Source organism: Longimicrobiales bacterium (assembly GCA_035764935.1).
Taxonomy (GTDB): Bacteria; Gemmatimonadota; Gemmatimonadetes; order Longimicrobiales; family RSA9; genus DASTYK01.
This window is the reverse complement of sequence record DASTYK010000156.1, coordinates 1-17,850: the sequence shown is the minus strand read 5'-3', so window position 1 is coordinate 17,850 and position 17,850 is coordinate 1. Positions and strand designations below refer to the sequence as shown.

The 17,850-nt window shown below is 69.2% G+C and carries 19 protein-coding genes; all 19 read right to left on the bottom strand.

Translation table 11 applies throughout. The features are described 5' to 3' along the window. Positions 1–627 (bottom strand): Hpt domain-containing protein (locus VFU06_13585; GenBank protein HEU5210419.1); only part of this gene is annotated, 627 nt, incomplete at its 3' end. 4 nt (positions 628–631) lie between these two features. Next, complete coding sequence (locus VFU06_13580; protein HEU5210418.1) at positions 632–994, bottom strand: response regulator; 363 nt, start codon at positions 992–994, stop codon at positions 632–634. Between the two features lie 22 nt (positions 995–1,016). Then, the gene (locus VFU06_13575) at positions 1,017–1,475 is read right to left on the bottom strand and encodes a chemotaxis protein CheW (GenBank protein HEU5210417.1); all 459 of its coding nucleotides are present in this window, start codon (positions 1,473–1,475) and stop codon (positions 1,017–1,019) included. 103 nt (positions 1,476–1,578) lie between these two features. Then, positions 1,579–2,559 carry an RluA family pseudouridine synthase gene (locus VFU06_13570; protein ID HEU5210416.1) on the bottom strand — a complete coding sequence of 327 codons (981 nt, stop codon included), beginning with the start codon at positions 2,557–2,559 and terminating at the stop codon, positions 1,579–1,581. Next, on the bottom strand, positions 2,543–3,073 hold the full coding sequence (gene lspA / locus VFU06_13565) for a signal peptidase II (protein HEU5210415.1): 531 nt from the start codon (positions 3,071–3,073) through the stop codon (positions 2,543–2,545). Before lspA ends, VFU06_13570 begins: the two co-directional genes overlap by 17 nt. A 6-nt stretch (positions 3,074–3,079) precedes the next feature. Then, on the bottom strand, positions 3,080–6,217 hold the full coding sequence (ileS, locus tag VFU06_13560; protein ID HEU5210414.1) for an isoleucine--tRNA ligase: 3,138 nt from the start codon (positions 6,215–6,217) through the stop codon (positions 3,080–3,082). Positions 6,218–6,241: 24 nt separating this feature from the next. Further along, positions 6,242–7,081, bottom strand: coding sequence for a purine-nucleoside phosphorylase (locus VFU06_13555; GenBank protein ID HEU5210413.1), 840 nt, complete (start codon positions 7,079–7,081; stop codon positions 6,242–6,244). After that, positions 7,078–8,268 carry a DivIVA domain-containing protein gene (locus VFU06_13550; GenBank protein HEU5210412.1) on the bottom strand — a complete coding sequence of 397 codons (1,191 nt, stop codon included), beginning with the start codon at positions 8,266–8,268 and terminating at the stop codon, positions 7,078–7,080. The genes VFU06_13555 and VFU06_13550 overlap by 4 nt, the downstream gene beginning before the upstream one ends. Then, the gene (locus tag VFU06_13545) at positions 8,265–8,957 is read right to left on the bottom strand and encodes a YggS family pyridoxal phosphate-dependent enzyme (protein ID HEU5210411.1); all 693 of its coding nucleotides are present in this window, start codon (positions 8,955–8,957) and stop codon (positions 8,265–8,267) included. Before VFU06_13545 ends, VFU06_13550 begins: the two co-directional genes overlap by 4 nt. A 139-nt stretch (positions 8,958–9,096) precedes the next feature. Beyond that, a complete protein-coding gene (locus VFU06_13540; GenBank protein HEU5210410.1) occupies positions 9,097–9,747 on the bottom strand; it encodes an energy transducer TonB in 651 nt (216 codons plus the stop codon). A gap of 276 nt (positions 9,748–10,023) precedes the next feature. Further along, on the bottom strand, positions 10,024–10,680 hold the full coding sequence (locus VFU06_13535; protein HEU5210409.1) for a TonB family protein: 657 nt from the start codon (positions 10,678–10,680) through the stop codon (positions 10,024–10,026). Positions 10,681–10,685: 5 nt separating this feature from the next. After that, on the bottom strand, positions 10,686–11,129 hold the full coding sequence (locus tag VFU06_13530) for a biopolymer transporter ExbD (GenBank protein ID HEU5210408.1): 444 nt from the start codon (positions 11,127–11,129) through the stop codon (positions 10,686–10,688). Positions 11,130–11,135: 6 nt separating this feature from the next. Beyond that, on the bottom strand, positions 11,136–11,549 hold the full coding sequence (locus VFU06_13525) for a biopolymer transporter ExbD (GenBank protein ID HEU5210407.1): 414 nt from the start codon (positions 11,547–11,549) through the stop codon (positions 11,136–11,138). Between the two features lie 52 nt (positions 11,550–11,601). Continuing rightward, positions 11,602–12,387, bottom strand: a complete 786-nt coding sequence (locus VFU06_13520) for a MotA/TolQ/ExbB proton channel family protein (GenBank protein ID HEU5210406.1) — start codon at positions 12,385–12,387, stop codon at positions 11,602–11,604. 72 nt (positions 12,388–12,459) lie between these two features. Continuing rightward, entirely contained in the window at positions 12,460–13,263 is an 804-nt protein-coding gene (cdaA, locus tag VFU06_13515; protein HEU5210405.1) for a diadenylate cyclase CdaA, read from the bottom strand. Further along, complete coding sequence (folP, locus tag VFU06_13510) at positions 13,260–14,132, bottom strand: dihydropteroate synthase (protein HEU5210404.1); 873 nt, start codon at positions 14,130–14,132, stop codon at positions 13,260–13,262. The genes cdaA and folP overlap by 4 nt, the downstream gene beginning before the upstream one ends. Further along, positions 14,129–16,132, bottom strand: a complete 2,004-nt coding sequence (gene ftsH, locus VFU06_13505; GenBank protein ID HEU5210403.1) for an ATP-dependent zinc metalloprotease FtsH — start codon at positions 16,130–16,132, stop codon at positions 14,129–14,131. Before ftsH ends, folP begins: the two co-directional genes overlap by 4 nt. 30 nt (positions 16,133–16,162) lie before the next feature. Then, positions 16,163–16,717 (bottom strand): hypoxanthine phosphoribosyltransferase, encoded by a 555-nt coding sequence (gene hpt, locus VFU06_13500; protein ID HEU5210402.1) that lies wholly within the window; start codon positions 16,715–16,717, stop codon positions 16,163–16,165. Then, the coding region (gene tilS, locus VFU06_13495; protein HEU5210401.1) for a tRNA lysidine(34) synthetase TilS at positions 16,714–17,850 on the bottom strand (1,137 nt) is incomplete at its 5' end. The genes hpt and tilS, both read right to left, overlap by 4 nt.

Genomic DNA, 17,850 nt, shown 5'->3' with positions numbered 1-17,850 from the left:
GGTGCGCTCCACGCTCGACTCCAGCACGACGCGCAGCTCGCCGCCAAACGACTCGTCGAACACCGACGGCTCCGTGCGCGCCACTCGCCAGCGCTGCTCCACCGCACGCACGACGAGCATGGCGCGCGCGGCTTTCACCGGCGCGTCGCTGCGCAACACCACGCGCACCGCGACCTGGTCTGGTTCTACCGGCTGCGCCGGTTCGCTCCGTGGCTGCTCCCCGTCCGCCGGCGGCGCATCCGTGTCGACCGCGGGGCGCGCGCCGGGTGCATCACCGGGCGGCCCCTCCCAGCCGTCGACGCGCGGCTCTTCCGTCGCGACCGCGCGGTCGATCGCACTGCCGAGGTCGTCGGCCGCCGCGAGCAGCGCATCGACCACGTCGGCATCGACGTGCAACTCCCCTGTGCGCACGCGATGCAGCCGATCCTCGAGCGCATGCGCCTGGTCCGCTGCGGCGCGGAAGCCCATCGTGGCCGACAGGCCCTTGAGCGTGTGCGCCGCCCGAAACGCCTCGTCGATCGCTCCTTCCGCTTCGCCGCGCTCCACGGCGAGCAGTGCCCGGTCCAGCAGACGCAGATGCTCGCGTGTCTCCGTTACATAGAGGGCGACGAAGTCGCGAAGATCCATCGGCTCAGCTGAGCACGCGCTGCACGGCCTCGAGCACTCGCGACGGCTGGAACGGCTTCACGACGAAGTCGCGAGCACCCGCCTGAATCGCCTCGATCACCAGTGCCTGCTGCCCCATCGCGCTGCACATGAGGATCTTGGCGTCCGGAAAGTCCTTCATGATCGCGCGTACCGCATCGATGCCGCCCATGTCCGGCATGACGATGTCCATCGTGACCAGCGACGGCTGCAGCTCACGGTACTTCTGCACCGCCTCCGAGCCGCTCTGCGCTTCGCCGACGACGCTGAAGCCCGCCTGGCGCAGGATGTCACCCAGCATGGTGCGCATGAAGAGCGCGTCATCGCAGATCAGGACCGTCTTCGCCATTTGTCTCCTATGGGGCTGCCGCTCACGGCAGCAGCCGGTCCAGCAGGTGGTCGGGATCGAGCGCCACGAAGCGCTCCTGGTCCACAGCCCCGATACCGATCACGTCGTCCTCGTGCAGCGGCAGGTCGTACGCATCGTCCGGCACCGTTTCGGCCGGCGCGATCCGAAGCACCGCGTCGACGGCAAGACCGACGGTGCGACCGCGCCACTCCAGCAGCAGCAGGCGATGATCGTGCATCTCGGCCGAGCGGCGCCGGCCGAGCAGGATCCCCACGTCCAGAACCGTGACGATCCGCCCACGGACGCCGATCAGTCCGCACACCTCTGGACCACAGCCGGGGAGACGCGTAAACGGGCGCGGCGTGAGGATCTCACGCACCCGTGCGAGCGGGACCGCGAGTCGGACGTCGTCGCACGAGAGGACGACCCACTGCGGCCCTGCTGGCGCGGCAGGTTCCGAGTCGGGCGCGGCGGCGAGCATCGTCACCAATCCCGGTCGCAAAATCGGGGGAACTCCTTGGGTGGCCTGATAATAGCCCGTCCCGGGCTTTCGGGTCAACAACCGTGAATGGGCCGGTTCTGCATCAGGTGGCCTGGCCGCGCGCCCAGTCTGCGGCCGCTGCGAGGTCCTCCGGCAGCGCCACCTCGAAGTGCATCGGCTCGCCGGTGCGCGGGTGGCGAAAGCCAAGCTGCGACGCGTGCAGGAACTGTCTCGGCGTGCGCTTCTCGAGCGCCCGCGCCCAGGCGTGATCGCGCCCGCTGATCCCCCGCGCACCGGCACCGCCGTACACCGCGTCGCCGATCACCGGGTGGCCGAGAAACGCGAGATGCACCCTGATCTGGTGCGTCCTGCCGGTGTCGAGCTCGGCGCGGATCAGGTCGGCCGCGCGCCAGCGCTCGAGGCGGTGCAACCGCGTGCGCGCCGGGCGGCCCCCCTCCACGACGGCCATGCGCTGGCGATGCGTAGGCGAGCGTGCGATCGGCTGCTCGACGACCACGTCGTCGGCGGCGAGGTGCCCCCAGGCGGCAGCGAGATAGATGCGACGCACTTCCCGCCGCTTCAACGCCGCCGCGAGTGCTCGATGCGCTGCATCGTTCTTCGCCACCAGCATGAGCCCGGACGTGTCGCGGTCGAGCCGGTGCACGATTCCGGGCCGCAGCACGCCGCCGATACCCGACAGGTCTGTCAGGTGGTGCAGCAGAGCATGCACCAGCGTGCCCTGGCGATGCCCGGGCGCTGGATGCACCACCAGTCCCGCCGGCTTGTTGAGCACGGCGATATCGCTGTCCTGGTAGACGATGTCGAGGGGGATCGCCTCGGGCTCGAGCGTGTGGCTGACCGGCGCCGGCAGATCGATCTCGATGACGTCCCCCGCTTCCGGGCGCCGGCTCTTGCGTGCGGGCGCGCCGTTCACCAGCACATGCCCGTCGGCGAGAAGCTGTGCGATGCGGGAGCGGGACAGCTCGGGCAGGTGGGCAGCCAGCCACGCGTCGAGCCGGCGCTGCTCCGGCTCACTGCCGACGACCAGGCGCCGGCGCGCGGGCGAATCAGGAACGGCGCTCAACGCGCCGCTCCTCGTTCCACAGCGACAGTGCCAGGATCACGGCGCCGGTCGTCACCGCGATGTCGGCGATGTTGAAGACGGGCCAGCGGATCGTGCCCACCCCCACGTCCAGGAAGTCGACGACGCCACGCGCGGAGCGGAGCCGGTCGATCAGGTTGCCGAGTGCACCGCCGCAGATCAGCGCGATCGCGGCGAGCCGCGGCCGGTCGGCCGACGGTGTCGCCCAGTACATGCCGCCGAGCGCGAACAACGCGACGATCGACAGGGCCAGGAACAGGATCCGCGAGTGGTCGCCGACGTGGATGCCGAACGCCGCACCCGGGTTGAAGATGTAGGTGAGCCGCACGTAGTCGCCGATGATGTCCACCTGCTCGTACAGCGTGAGCGTGCTCTGCACGAGCCACTTGGTCGTGTAATCGACCACCACGACGCCGGCGACGACCACCACGAACAGCGCAGCCTTCGACAGCCGCAGCCCTTCCGCGCGTTCGAGCCCCTGCTCCCTGGATGCCATCGCTCCTCAGGCACGTGCCAGCGCGATATGCGCCGGGATGCCGTCGATGTCCATATCATGCACGGTGTCCCACAGCGTCTCCGCGGACCCCACCGTCAGCTCCACCGCCAGCGTCTCCCCGCGGATGTAGTCTGCGAACGCATCCGCGGCTTCGTGCACTTCCTTGCCGCCGTCGATCAGCAGCCTGATCCGGTCGCTCACTGCGAGCCCGGAATCCTTGCGCAGCCGCTGGATGCGGCTGACCAGCTCGCGCGCCAGGCCTTCACGACGAAGCTCGTCGTCCAGCGCGGGATCGAGGGCAACCGTGTAGCCGCCGTCGCTCTCGACCGCCAGCGCGCCCTGCGCTTCCTCGATGATCTCCAGCTCGTCCGCCGACAGTGCATGCTCCTCGCCATCGACCGCGATCGTGAGCGTCCCGCCCGTGCGGAAGCCGCGCAACGCCGGGTCGTCCAGCTCACGCACGGCCTGCGCCGCGGCCTGCGTCGCACCGCCGAACCGCTTGCCAAGGACGCGGAAGTTCGGCTGCGCGCGCAGCGTGACCAGGTCCTCCGCGCCCCGCAGAAAGCGCACGTCCTTGATGTTCAGCTCGTCCTTGACGACGTCGAGCAGATCATCGTCCAGCGCGATGCCTCCGGGCACGACCGCGTGCAGCGTCCGCAGCGGCTGTCGCACGCGGATCCGCACGGTCTCCCGCGCAGCCCGCCCGAGGCGCGCCAGCTCGCGCACCGCCGTCATGCCCTGCTCCAGCCGCTCGTCCCGTGCGGCCTCGTCCACCTCCGGGAAGCGCGCGAGGTGCACGCTGCTGCCGGTCAGCGCGACGTGCAGCCAGTCGGCGTGGAACGGGGTGAACGGTGCCAGCAGCCCGCAGATCGTCGTGAGCGCCTGGTGCAGCGTCGTGAACGCGGCACGGGTATCCTCGGCATCGCCGCTCCCCCAGAACCGGTCGCGCGTGCGCCGCACGTACCAGTTCGAAAGGTCATCGACGACGAAATCTGCGATCGCGCGCGCGGCGTGCGTGAGCTCGTAAGCATCCAGGTCGGCGCGCACCTGCGCGGTGAGCGTCGCAAGGCGTGAGCGGAGCCAGCGGTCCAGGACGTCCTCGGTACGGGCCGCATTCTCCGGCGTCCAGTCGTCGAGATTCGCGTACAGCGCGAAGAACCGGTACGTGTTCGCGATCGTATCGAACACGCGCCGCCACGTGTCCGTGAGCGCCTCCGGATCGAAGCGCTTGGACGCCCATGGCTGGCTCACGGCGATGAAGTACCACCGGATCGCGTCCGCGCCGTAGGACTCGATCGCCTCCCATGGGTCGACCACGTTGCCGCGCGACTTGGACATCTTCTGGCCGTCGGCGTCGAGCACCAGTCCGTTCACGACGACGTTCCGGTACGACGGCCCGTCGCCCAGCATGCTGGAGATCGCGATCAGCGAGTAGAACCAGCCGCGCGTCTGGTCCAGCCCCTCGCAGATGAAGTCCGCCGGAAAGTGCCGCTGCCACTGCGACTCGTTCTCGAACGGGTAATGCCACTGCGCATACGGCATGGAGCCGGAGTCGAACCATACGTCGGCGACTTCCGGCGTCCGCCGCATCGTGCCGCTGCACTGCGGACACGCGTACGTCAGCTTGTCGATGTGCGGCTTGTGCGGATCGAACGGCTCGGGCAGCCGCCCCGCGCGCTCGGCGAGGGCGGCGAAGCTGCCGAGCACCTCGAAGTGACCGCGGTCCGCGTCGCATACCCAGAACGGCAGCGGCGTGCCCCAGTAGCGCTCGCGCGAGATCGCCCAGTCGATGTTTCCTTCGAGCCACTCGCCGAAGCGGCCGGTGCCGACCTCCGCCGGGTGCCAGCTCACCTGCCGGTTGTTGGCGAGCATCGTGTCGCGGATCTCCGTGGTCCGGATGTACCACGAGTCGCGTGCCATGTAGATCAGCGGGCTGCTGCACCGCCAGCAGTGCGGGTATGTGTGCGTCTCCAGCGAGTGACGGTAGAGCAGCTTCTGCTTGCGCAGCTCCTCGACCAGCAGCGGATCCGCGTCCTTGACGAACATGCCGCCCACGATCGGGATATCGGCATCGAAGCGGCCGGCATCATCGACGGGGCGCAGGAGCGGCAGATCATGGCGCTGCCCTGCCGCATAGTCGTCCGCCCCGAATGCGGGCGCCATGTGCACGATGCCGGTGCCGTCATCTGCCGTGACGAACTCCTCGAGCACGACCTGCCACGCGCGGCCGCGCGGCTCCGCACGCACCAGGGTGAACGGCCGCGCGTAACGCTGGCCGTCCAGCTCCAGCCCGCGCCACCGCTGCAGCACGGGCGCGTCCTCACCGACCACGGCTGCACGGCGCGACTCGGCCAGGATCAGCCGCTGCCCGTCCGTTTCGACCTCGACGTACTCGAGGTCGGGATGCACCGCGAGCGCGGTGTTGGACGGCACGGTCCAGGGAGTCGTCGTCCAGACGACGAACGCGCGCCCGTCCCGGTCGGGGCGTCCGTCCTCATCGATGAGCGGGGCCAGGAAGTACAGTGAGGGATCCGCAACATCGAGGTATCCCTGGGCGACCTCGTGCGAGCTCAGCGCCGTGCCGCAGCGCGGACAGTACGGTACGCTCTTGTAGCCGCGGTAGATCAGCCCCTTTTCGTGCAGCCGCGAAAAGATCCACCAGACCGTCTCGATGTACGAAGGCGAGAACGTGACGTACGGGCTGCTGTAGTCCAGCCAGTAGCCGATGCGCTCCGAAAGGCGCTCCCAGTCTTCCTTGTACGTGAAGACGCTCTCGCGGCACACTTCATTGAAGCGCGCGACGCCGAGCTCCTCGATCTGCTTCTTGCCGCTGATGCCCAGCTTCTTCTCGGCCTCGATCTCGACCGGCAGCCCGTGCGTGTCCCAGCCCGCGATGCGCGTGACGTGCTTGCCGAGCAACGCATGGTAACGGCAGACGAGATCCTTGATCGTCCGGCTGATGACGTGATGGATGCCGGGCTTGCCGTTCGCCGTCGGCGGCCCCTCATAAAACACGAACTCGTCCGCGCCGGCGCTCTGCTCCTGCGTCTGCTCGAACAGCCGCTCCGCGCGCCAGCGGGCAAGGACCGTCTCCTCCAGTGAGACCGGTGATGTCGGGTACTCGGGGTATCGCATACTGAGCATGGAGCGCTGAGCGCCCCCTCGGGTTCAGGAATTCGGTTGTGCCGCGATTGCCTGCAGCAGCGAGACCAGCCGCGGCTCCGCTGCCTGCATGGCCGCCTCCACCTGCCGCTCGCTGAGCGGCTCGAGTGCGTCCGGCAGCGCGACCTGCGCGATCACCGCCAGCGCGAGAACGCGCATCGACATGTGGCGGGCCGCAATCACCTCGGGCACGACGCCGGTGCCGGTCGCGTCTGCACCCATGGCGCGCAGCATCCGGTACTCGGCGCGCGTCGGCCGGTTGGGCCCCTCCAGCGCAGCATACACGCCGCGACGCAGGATCGTCTGCTGCGCGAGCGCCGAGCGCTCCGCCTGCAGTCGCAGCTGCGCGTCGTATGCCACCGACATGTCGGGGAAACGCGGACCGAGCTCGTCCAGGTTGGGCCCCACCAGCGGATTGTCGCCCAGCAGGTTGATGTGATCGTCGACCAGCATCAGCTCGCCCGCTGCCCAGGTCGGCCGCAGCGCGGCGCAGTCCGAAACGATCGCCAGCGTGTCCGCACCGAGCGCGTGCAGGACACGCACCGGCAGGACGACCTGCTGGAGCGTGTGCCCTGCGTAGCGACGCAGTCGCGCATGCAGCACCGCAACGTGCCGCTTTCCCAGCGTGCCCAGCAGCAGGCGTGCCGGGCCGCCTCCGTCGCCCGGCAGGAGACCCGGGATGTCACCCGCCTCGATCGAAGCATCGAGCGTGAGTGCATCCACCAGCGCGCTGGTGTGCGTCTGCCAGAGCACCGCCAGCTCCGGCTTCACCCCACTGCGGTCGCGCACCGCGGCGACGGCCTCATCGATCGCCGCGCGCCGCGCATGCACGGCCGCGTCGCTCACGGAGCGTCCTCGATCAGCTTCGGCAGCCAGGGCTCAACCGCGGCCGCAGCCCGCGGCTCCTCCTCCTCCGCCTCGCCCTCCTCGTCGATCGCGTCCTCGAGCAGCAGCTCGTCACCGTTGAAGGAGTCCTCCTCGAACGCGACCGGCACCTGGCCGGCCTGCAGAGCCGCGTCCGCGGCCGCGTCGTCTGCAGTCGGCTCCGCGAGCGGCTCGTCTTCGCTCGACTCCGCGAAGGACGTCGCGGCGCGAGACCGGGCAGCGTGCGCGCTGCCGGAAAGCGGCCAGTCCCGGCGCGCCTCCGCCTCGTCGCGTGCAAACACGACCTGCAGCGCTTCCAGCGACCGCTCCAGCGCCTCGTCGTCGACCTCCTCCTCCTCGTCATTCTCGTCGATCCGGACGGCGGGAGGGGCGCGATGCGAGCGCGGCTGCTCAACGTGCTCGTCCACGGCCGGGGCGGGTGCGGGCACCCGGTGCGCGGTCGGTTCCGCGGCAGGCTGGGGCACCCGGTGCGCGGTCGGTTCCGCGGCGGGCTCGTTGACAGCCGGAGCGGGCGCATTCACCCGGTGTGCACTCGGCTCCGCAACGGGCTCGGCCACGGCCGGCGCAGCCACTGCCGCAACCGGTGCTTCGCGCGGCGGCTCGGCGGCATACGCGGGCCGCGGCTCGCGCACCGCCTGCGGCTCCCGGCGTGGCGCTTCCACTTCATCGTCCAGACCCGCTCGGTAGGTGATGCCGCCTGCGATCACCTCCAGCTCCTCCAGCTCTCGCTCGAGCAGGGCCCGGTAGCTCTGGGCGAGCTGCGCCTGGCGCGCGCGCAGCCGTCGCAGTGTCTGCTCCTCGCGCTCGATCTCCTGCGCGACGTTGGCGCGAATCTGCTCCGCCTCCTGTTCCGCCTCGCGCCGCGCCATCTCCGCATCGCGCACCGCCTGCTCGCGCATCTCCTCGCGCAGCTCCTGCGCGCTCACCAGCGCGTCGGTCAGCGCACGCTCGCGCTCCTTGTAGTCACGGAGCTGCTGCTCCAGCTGCCGGACACGGTCCTCGTGCGAAAGGTTGGCGCGCACGAGCTCCTCCAGGCGGTCAGCGACAAGCTCCAGGAAATCGTCGACGAGGCCGGGGTCGTAGCCCCGCATCGCGCGCTTGAAGTCGCCCTTCTTCTTGCGGACCTCGAGAGGTGTCAGATCGATCATCGCTCGCGCTCACCGAAGAGGACCGTGCCGAGGCGCACCATCGTGGCGCCCTCCTCGACGGCCCATTCGAAATCGTTCGACATCCCCATCGACAGATGCTCGCCCCCGAACGCTGCGATGTCCCGCGCGCACGCGTCGAACAGTGCGCGCGTGCGCTGGAAGGTGCCGCGCACCACGGCCTCGTCGGCGGTAAAGGGCGCCATCGTCATGAGACCCCGGACGCGCAGACCCGGCAGCTCGCAGACCTCCGCAACGGGGGCCGTGCCGCTGCCTGCGTCGAAGCCACCCTTGGTCTCCTCGCCCGACGCATTCACCTGGACGAGCACATCCACCGTGCGCTCCGCCCTGACCGCCTCGGCCGAGACGACCCGCGCCAGCCGCAGGGAGTCGAGCGAATGCAGCAGATCGAAGAGCGGCAGCGCGCGACGCACCTTGTTGCGCTGAAGGTGCCCGATCAGGTGCCACTGGACCGCGAGGTCGGCCAGCGCGTCGCGCTTCTCCTCGAGCTCCTGCACCCGGTTCTCGCCGCAGATGGTCAGCCCGGCTGCCACCGCCGCCCGCGCCGCAGCCGGCGGGTGCCCCTTGGTGACGGCCACCAGTGTGACCGGCCTGCCGTCCGCCCGCTCCCGCGCACGCTCGATGCGTGCGCGCACCTCCGGCAGATTCCGCTGCAGCCGCGCTTCAAACATAGACGGCAAATTGTAGGCGGGCATGCTGCAAACGGCAACGCCGCTGCAACATGCCCGCCGATCACGAACAGGCTGGAGGGACCGGCGCGACGCAGGCGCGTCACGCGCATCGCCCGGCCCCCGGGCTCGCCTCTCCGGTTCACTTCCTCGTCGTGAACTCGATCCGTTGTGCAACCCACACCGGCACCGGACGGCTCCGGTACTGTGCCGGCCGGAACCGCATCTCCGACGCGACCTCCCGCGCCGCCTGGTCCAGCGCATCGACGCCGCTCGACTCGTGTACCCGCGTCTCCAGCACATTGCCCTCGATGTCGATGTACAGCCAGAGCAGCACCGAGCCACCGATGCCGGCATCCCGGGCGACCGGCGGGTAGCTCCGTTCCAGCAGCCGCTGGATATCCCGCGTGTTCTTCAGTGCGGGCTCGACGTCCCGGGGCGTGAACTCGAAGGGGCGCTCACCACGATCGATGACGGGGGGCGCGGGCAAATCGGGAAACTTGCGGAAGTCGACGCTCTTGGGCAGGGTGGCGTCGATGTCCACTGCACCGATCACCGGCACAGGGGGACGCCGAATCTCCGGAGGCTCAGGAGGCGGCGGGAGTTCCGAAGGTGGCTCGATGACGATCACGTCCGCCCTCGCGTCGCCTCCCATCCCCGCCACCGTCATGCCCGGTGCGAAGACGAACAGCGCGAAGTGCAGAGCCACGGCAATGAGCAGCCCACCCCAGTAGCTGCGGGACTCGTGGTGCCTGTGGCGTGCGTGGATGGTGGCTTCCGTCTGCGGATGCATGCGTCACCTCCGTGCGGGAGATCCTCAAACCCGGCCGGTCCCCCCGGCGCAGGATCCACTGCGCGGGCGCGCAGCAAGGATCGAAGCGACACTACGATTCCACCTACACAGCAGCGGCGCGTGGGGATCCACGGGAGGCACGCTGTGTCGGCCGCCAGGCTCGGCGCGGCCCGGCCGACCGACCTCTGTGCGCTCCGTGCTCTCCGTGGTAGAAGAAAAGAAGGGGCCGGTGCACCAGGCACCGGCCCCTCGAGCCCTGCAACGACGGTTCGTCGGCTACTTCGAGCTGAATACGATCGGGATCGCCACCCACACCGGGACCTTCTTGTCGCGGTTCAGCGCGGGCGAGAACTGCATCTGCTCGGCGACCGTCAGCGCGGCCTGGTCCAGCGCGTCGTAGCCGCTCGACTTGTTGATCTGCGTCTTCTGGACGCGGCCATTCTCGTCGATGAAGAACCAGACGAGGGTCTCGCCACCGATGCCTGCATCACGCAGCAGCGGCGGATAGTTCCGCTCCAGCGCGCGGGCGATGTCCGCACGATTGCGCAGTTCCGGCCGGACCGTGAACGGCGTGAAGCGCGGTGCCGCCGAGATGTCCTCGTTGGCCGACGCGGTGGGCGGCGGCGGCAGGTTCTCGATCGGGTTGTCCTCGAACGTCGTCTCGGCGATCGTGATGTCCTCATCGATCACCGCGTCGCTGACGACCGGTGTCGCGGGCCGTGCGATCTGCTCCGGCGGCGGCGGGATCTCCACCTCCGGCGGCAGCTCGATCGCCTCGAGCTCTTCCGTCGTGAACGAGACGTCCGCCGTCGACATCTCCGGCCAGAAGGCGAACATCATGAAATGCAGAACGGCGGCGGCCAGCAGCGAGCCCCAGAACCAGTTTCCGAAGCCGCTCTTGAACCGGTCATTCGCGGTTGTCGTTCCTGCCATTTTGCCTACCTCCGTTCGCGAGTGACTCGCTGCGCCAGGTTCGTGTAGAAGGTCACACGGTAGGCGCCTGCTTCCTGCAACTCCTTCTGGATCGCATCGACGAACCGGTACGGCACGTCCCGGTCGGCTCGCAGCACGATCACCAGTCGCCGGTCGGAGTCCGCGTAGATCGGCGCGATCACGTTCGACACATCCGCCGTGGCGACGTTCTGGTCGTTGATGTAGATCGACCCGTCCGTCTCGACGTAGAGGTGGAGAATGTTCTTGCGCGGCTCATCCAGCTTCTGCGTCGCCTGCGCTTCCGGGAACTCCACCTCCCGCGGATCCTCGCTCCGGAACGTCGTGCTGACCATGAAGAAGATCAGCAACAGGAATGCCATGTCCGCCAGCGACGAGTCCGGAATCTCGCTCGCCGCCTTCGACTTCCGCTTCAGTCCACCAGTGATCATCGCCGGCTACTCCAGGATCTGAAGGGAAATGCGCTCAGCGCCCGCGCTCTGCAGCTGGTCGAGCACGGCCACCATGTTCCGGTACGGCGCGTTGGGCGCGGTCTTCACGGCGGCGATCAGATTCTGGTTCTGCTGGAATCCAAGCCGCCAGATGCCGGCGATGTCCCGGGCTGATACCCGCTGCACGGTGGGGCTTTCCCCGCGCTTCACCTCGACCGTCCCGTCCTCGAGAACCGTCAGGTGCAGCACGTTCTTCTGCGAGACCTCCACTTCCTCGGTGGCCTCGGGCAGCACGATCGGCAGCCCGCGCTCCTCGTCGAAGACGGTCGTCACCAGGAAGAAGACGAGCAGCAGGAACGCGATGTCCGCCATGGACGACGTCGGGATGGCGCCCGACGGACGGTTCCTCTTGCGCATCATCGGCATGAAATGCCCCCCTCGCTTCGGGCTGAGTCAGTGGTTATACGAATGATCACGGCAAATGATCCGAGTCGGGTGCGGCATTCCGGTCGGGCAGGCCCTGCCCCTCCACGCTGTCGGTCGCCGGGCGGTAGCCGGGGCGCGCCGCGTCCGGGCGGGTCGAGCCGAGGTTGCCGACGGTCGCCCCGGCCATGGCCGGGCGCAGGTCCCAGGCGGCGTTCAGGACGTTCGCCGTGCCCAGCTCCATCTGCCGGATCAGCTTGTCGATGCGCGTAACGAAGAAGTTGTACGCGATGTTCACCGGGATCGCGATGGTCAGACCGGCGGCGGTCGTGATCAGGGCGACCTTGATGCCGCCGGCGACGAGGCTGGCCTCGACCTGCCCGGCCGCGGCAATCGCACCGAAGGCCGAGATCATGCCGGCGACGGTGCCAAGGAAGCCGAGCAGCGGCGCGACGTTCGAGATCGTCGCGAGGATGACGAGGCCGCGCTCGAGGAACCCGAGCTCGACGACGCCCGTGGTCTTCACGCCGTTCTCGATGTCCTCGCTGCTCTGGCGGTCACGCAGCCGGTGCAGCCCCGAGTAGAGGATGGCGGCGACCGGCCCCGGCGTCTCCGCCGTGAGCTGCAGCGCCTGGTCCACGCGGCCCTGCTTCATGAGGCCTTCCGTCTCCTCCAGCACCTGGGCGGAGCGACGGTGTGCTGCCCACAGCGTGTAGCCCTTCGCGATGATGACGCCCAGCGCGAAGAGTGAACACAGCACGAGCGGGTACATGAACCACCCGCCATCGTAGAAGATGTTCAGCAGCGAATACGAATGGGTCTGAGTCTCGTCCAAGGCGACGCTCCGGGATTTGTTGCGCCAGAGATGTGGGAATCACGGCAATGTATGGGGCCGTCCCGAGACGTGTCAACGCCGCGCGAGAGGCGCTCCCGTCCCGCCGGCCACCGCGGGCAGCGCGCCACTGAGCGCGAGCCGCAGCTGGTCCAGGCTCACGTCGCGCTGCAGCACGCCGCGGTGCGCAACGGACACCTGTGATGTCTCCTCGCTCACCACGATCACGAGCGCATCGGTCTCCTCCGACAGGCCGATGGCGGCGCGGTGACGGGTGCCGAGCGTCCGGTCCGAGACCGGGAACTGGGTCAGCGGCAGGATCACGCCGGCCGCGATGATGGTGTCGCCATTGATCAGGACGGCACCGTCGTGCAGCGGGCCGTACGGGGCGAACAGGCTGACGACGAGATCGGCGCCGACGCGCGCCTGCAGGCGCGTGCCCGTTTCGGCGTACTCGTCCAGGCCGATGCTCCGCTCCATGGCGATGATCGCGCCGATCTTGGCGCGCGACAGCCGGTCGACCGCCTCCACCAGCTCCTCGACCACCGCGCTCTCCTCTAGCCGGTTGAAGAACGTCAGCATGCGCGACTGGCCCAGGCGGGCGAGCCCGCTGCGCAGCTCCGGCTGGAACACGATCAGCGCCGCGATGGCGCCGTAGTTGAACAGGTTCTCCATCAGGTAGATGAGGAGATCCAGCTGCAGCAGGCGCGCGGCAAAGAAGGTGACGACCAGGACGAGGATGCCGGCGAGGACGTGCATGGCGCGCGTCTGGGCGAGTGCGCGCAGCACGTAGTACAGGCCCGCGGCGACAAGCAGGATCTGCAGCAGGTCCTTGATGCCGGGCAGCAGAAAGCCGAAGCGATCGAAGAGTCCGGTCATTCGATTCCCGAGAGCGCGCTCGCGACGTCCAGCGCACGACGCACCTCGCGCACGTCGTGCACGCGGAAGAGTCGTGCACCGCGCCCGAGCGCATGCACGCATGCGGCTATCGTGCCGGGCAGCCGCTCCTCCGGCGGCAGCCCGCCGGACGCCTCGCCGATGAAGCGCTTGCGCGACGGGCCGACGAGGACGGGCGCGCCGAGCGCGACGATGCGGTCGAGCTCGCGCAGGACGGCAGTGCTGTGCTCGGTGCGCTTGGAAAAGCCGAGGCCGGGGTCGAGCACGATCGCGTCCTCTGCGATCCCCGCTGCGCGCGCGTTCGCTCGCATCACCTCCAGCTCTGCGACCACGCTGCCGACCACGTCATCCGGGTAGGTGGCCAGAGCGTAGTCGGCAAGCTCCCCTGCCCCGCCGCGGGAGTGCATCAGGATCACCCCCGCCCCGGCTTCGGCAACGACTGCCGCCATCTCCGGATCGTGGCGCAGCCCGGTCACGTCGTTGACGACGGCTGCCCCTGCCTGCAGCGCGGCGCGAGCCACGACGGCCTTCATCGTGTCCACGCTCAGCGGGACCTCGGGCCAGCGCGCATTGAGCTGCTCGATGATCGGCACGACACGCGCGATTTCGGTCCCGGCGTCCAGCGGCCGCGCGCCCGGCCGCGTCGACTCGCCGCCGATGTCGAGGATGGCCGCGCCTTCCATGATCAGCTGCTCGGCGCGGGCGAGCGCGTCGGCGGGCGTCGCGTGACGCCCGCCGTCGAAGAACGAGTCGGGGGTGACGTTGAGGATGCCGACGACCAGTGGCCGGGTAACGGACAGACTACCCCGGGCGGTTGACCAGTCGGACCGCACGGCGGGGCTTACGGTCATCCGTGCGCGGGGCCCGGCTGCGGCTGCGGCCCGAGGAAGCCACCGCTCGGCTGCGGTGTGCTCTCCTTTTCCTTGCGCAGCGACTGCGCGAAGGCGCGCGCATCCCGGACGACCTTGGCCTCCGGCAGCGGCTCACCGCGCGCGAGCATGTCGATCTCGTCCCGGTCCAGCGTTTCGCGCTCGAGCAGGGCCTCGGCGATGCGCTCGAGCAGGTCGCGGTTCTCCTCGAGCGTCTTCATCGCCGCCTGGTACGCCTCGTCGAGCAGCCGCTTCACCTCGGCGTCCACGCGTCGTGCGACGTCCTCGGAGACCGCCCGCCGCTGCCCGATCTCGCGGCCGAGGAAGACCTCGTGCTCGCTGTCACCGATCGCGATCGGGCCGATGCTCTCGCTCATGCCGAACTGCGTGACCATCCGCCGCGCCATGGCGGTCGCGCGCTCGATGTCGTTGCCGGCGCCGGTCGTGATCTTGGGTGCGCCGAAGATCATCTCCTCAGCAGCACGGCCGCCGTACAGCATGGCCAGGCTCGCGATCAGGTAGTCACGCGAGTAGCTGTGCCGGTCCTCCTCGGGCAGCGACGCCGTGACACCGAGTGCACGCCCGCGCGGCACGATCGTGATCTTGTGCACCGGGTCCAGGCCGGGGGTGCGCAACGCGACGACGGCGTGGCCGGCCTCGTGGTACGCGGTCAGCGTGCGCTCGCTCTCGGAGAGCACCATGCTGCGCCGCTCGGCGCCGAGCATGACCTTGTCCTTGGCGTCCTCCAGGTCCTGCATGTAGACCTTGTCGTGACCGCGGCGCGCCGCGAGCAGGGCGCCCTCGTTGACCAGGTTCTGCAGGTCCGCGCCGCTCATGCCGGGCGTCGCGCGCGCGAGCGACTTGACCTCGACGTCGTCGCCGATCGGCACGCGCCGCAGGTGCACGCGCAGGATGCCCTCCCTGCCCTTCACGTCCGGCGCATCGACCACGACCTGGCGGTCGAAGCGGCCCGGGCGCAGCAGCGCGGGATCGAGCACGTCGGGGCGGTTGGTCGCGGCGAGCAGGATCACGCCCTCGTTGGACTCGAAGCCGTCCATCTCGACGAGCAGCTGGTTCAGTGTCTGCTCGCGCTCGTCATGACCGCCGCCCAGCCCCGCGCCGCGGTGGCGGCCGACGGCGTCGATCTCGTCGATGAAGATGATGCACGGCGCGTGCTGCTTGCCCTGCTCGAACAGGTCACGCACGCGGGAGGCGCCGACACCGACGAACATCTCGACGAAGTCGGAGCCGCTCATCGAGAAGAACGGCCGTCCCGCCTCACCGGCGACCGCGCGTGCGAGCAGCGTCTTGCCGGTTCCCGGCGGGCCCACGAGCAGCACGCCCTTGGGCAGACGCCCGCCCAGGCGACTGAACTTCTGCGGGTCCTTCAGGAACTCGATGATCTCCTGCAGCTCGTCCTTGGCCTCGTCCGCGCCTGCAACATCCGCGAACGTCACCTTCGGCGTGTCACCCGCGAGCAGCCGCGCCTTGGACTTGCCGAACTGGAAGGCCTTGCTGCCACCCGCCTGCATCTGGCGCAGCATGAAGAACCAGAAGCCGATGATGAGCAGCCACGGCAGCGCCTGCAGCAGAATGAACCACCAGTTCTGCTTCGGGTCCTCCGCGCGGATCGTCACGTCCTGCGCAATGAGCTGCGCCTGGAGCTCGTCCGTGCTGTTCTCGAATGGAAGCGTCGTCGAGAAGTTCTGGACCTGGCGCTCCTCGACGATGATCGGCGTGCGCAGCTCGCCTTCGATCCGGTTGCTGCCCACGACCGTGACCGACTCGATGTTGCCTGCCTCGAGCTGGCTCAGGAACTGCGGCCGGTAGTCCAGCTCCGCGGACTGCTGCTGCCTGTTCGGATTGAACACCTGCAGCACCAGCAGCGGCACCAGGAAGATCAGGATCCAGAAGGATGCACCGCGCGTCACGCGCGCCACGCGTGAGGGTCGCTTCCCCGGATCTTTATCGCGGTCCTGCATTCGTCTTCTACTCGAAACGCCGCACGCGCGTCACAGCGACGCGATGAACGGCAGGTTGCGAAAGTGCTCGCTGTGATCGAGCCCGTAACCGATCAGGAACTCCGACGGCGAGTCGAAGCCGACCCAGCGGGCGTCGAGCACGAGCTCGCGCGCGATGCGCTTGTGCAGCAGCGTGCACAGCTCCAGTGACTTCGGTCCGCGTGAGCGCAGCAGCGGCACCAGCCGGTTGAGCGTATTGCCGCTGTCGATGATGTCCTCGACCAGCAGCACGTGGTGCTCACCCAGGTCCGTCGCCGGATCGTACACGAGGTCCACCTTGCCGCTGCTGACGGTCCCGGCGCCGTAGCTCGACGCGACCAGGAAGTCCACGGTGACCGGGCGCTGGATCTCGCGCACCAGGTCGGCGACAAAGATGAACGACCCCTTGAGCAGGCCGAGCACCAGCAGGTTCTCGCCCTCCGGGTATGCACTCGCGATCTCGCGGCCCATGGCCGCGACCCGGTCCGCGATCTGCTCGCGACTGTAGACGATCCGCTTGACGTCGCGCCCGCCCGTCCGTGCGCGCAGCTCTGCCGTACCTGTCATTCACTCACCGCAATATGAAACCCCGGCGCACCCTCGACGGGTCCGACATCGTGTGCGCGCGCAATCCCCGGCACCCACAACACCCGTCCGGTCGCGTCCGCGAGCACCGGTGTGCGCCCGCGTTCGAATCGGCCGAGGCCGCGCTCCAGGAACAGTTTCTTCAACTTCTTGCTGCCATAGTGCAGGCGGATCCGATCGCCCGGTTGCCAGCGACGCAGCATCAGAGGAAAGACAATGGTGGTGGGATCGACGTCGAGCGTGTCGGCCCCGCCCGGCACTCGGCCCGGCGCCCATCGTGCCGCGACGCGCCGCCCTCCGATCCGCGCGACACCGCTCCCCGCTGCCGGCGCCGCGATCGTCAGCGGCCGGTCGGTCGGCGGCTGCCTCGTGCGCCGGACGATGATGCGGTCGCGGTCGCGCTCGAGGCGAAGTCCGCCGGTCAGCGTCATGGCCTTGCCGCTCGCGGCGGAGCGGATGAACGCATCGGCCGCCTCCGTCGCGGCCCGTCCGGGGACGGGGCCGAAGCGACGCAACTGCTGTCGCAGCACACGTCTGCGAACCTGCGGATCATAGTCGAGAAGTGCTTGTCTGGCAAGCACGATCCGGCTCCGGGAGCGGTCTCTGACGACGGCCGCCCGCACGTCTGCGAGCGCCGCGTGCCAGGCGTGCTCCGCCTGCCGCGCGAGGGCCGCGACGCGCACCAGGCGCTCGGTCGCACCCGGGGCCGCGGCTTCCAGCGCAGGCAGCAGTCGGAGCCGGATCGCGTTGCGCGGAGTCATGGCCAGCACGTTGGTCGGATCCTCGCGCCAGCGCACGCGATGGCGGCGGCAGTATGCACGCAACGCGTCCCGGCGGACCGCGAGCAGGGGCCGGAGGATGCGGACGCGCCGCCCGCCGATGCGCACGGTCCGCTCCGGCGCAATGCCCGCGAGTCCGGCGAGTCCAGTACCGCGGATGATCCGGTGCAGCACGGTTTCGGCCTGGTCATCCGCGTGGTGTGCCGTCACGATGACATCCGCGCCGGTCGCGCGCGCGGCGTTGCGCAGGAATGCCCAGCGCATGGTGCGGGCGCCGGTTTCCCCGACCGGAACGACTTCGGCGACCCCCTCGACCAGGGTGACCTCCCATGCGGC

Coding starts and splice junctions, on each gene's coding strand:
- VFU06_13580 (HEU5210418.1), bottom strand. CDS start 994: ATGGCGAAGACGGTCCTGATCTGCGATGACGCGCTCTTCATGCGCACC.
- VFU06_13575 (HEU5210417.1), bottom strand. CDS start 1,475: ATGCTCGCCGCCGCGCCCGACTCGGAACCTGCCGCGCCAGCAGGGCCG.
- lspA (HEU5210415.1), bottom strand. CDS start 3,073: ATGGCATCCAGGGAGCAGGGGCTCGAACGCGCGGAAGGGCTGCGGCTG.
- ileS (HEU5210414.1), bottom strand. CDS start 6,217: ATGCTCAGTATGCGATACCCCGAGTACCCGACATCACCGGTCTCACTG.
- VFU06_13550 (HEU5210412.1), bottom strand. CDS start 8,268: ATGATCGATCTGACACCTCTCGAGGTCCGCAAGAAGAAGGGCGACTTC.
- VFU06_13545 (HEU5210411.1), bottom strand. CDS start 8,957: ATGTTTGAAGCGCGGCTGCAGCGGAATCTGCCGGAGGTGCGCGCACGC.
- VFU06_13540 (HEU5210410.1), bottom strand. CDS start 9,747: ATGCATCCGCAGACGGAAGCCACCATCCACGCACGCCACAGGCACCAC.
- VFU06_13535 (HEU5210409.1), bottom strand. CDS start 10,680: ATGGCAGGAACGACAACCGCGAATGACCGGTTCAAGAGCGGCTTCGGA.
- VFU06_13530 (HEU5210408.1), bottom strand. CDS start 11,129: ATGATCACTGGTGGACTGAAGCGGAAGTCGAAGGCGGCGAGCGAGATT.
- VFU06_13525 (HEU5210407.1), bottom strand. CDS start 11,549: ATGATGCGCAAGAGGAACCGTCCGTCGGGCGCCATCCCGACGTCGTCC.
- cdaA (HEU5210405.1), bottom strand. CDS start 13,263: ATGACCGGACTCTTCGATCGCTTCGGCTTTCTGCTGCCCGGCATCAAG.
- folP (HEU5210404.1), bottom strand. CDS start 14,132: ATGACCGTAAGCCCCGCCGTGCGGTCCGACTGGTCAACCGCCCGGGGT.
- ftsH (HEU5210403.1), bottom strand. CDS start 16,132: ATGCAGGACCGCGATAAAGATCCGGGGAAGCGACCCTCACGCGTGGCG.
- hpt (HEU5210402.1), bottom strand. CDS start 16,717: ATGACAGGTACGGCAGAGCTGCGCGCACGGACGGGCGGGCGCGACGTC.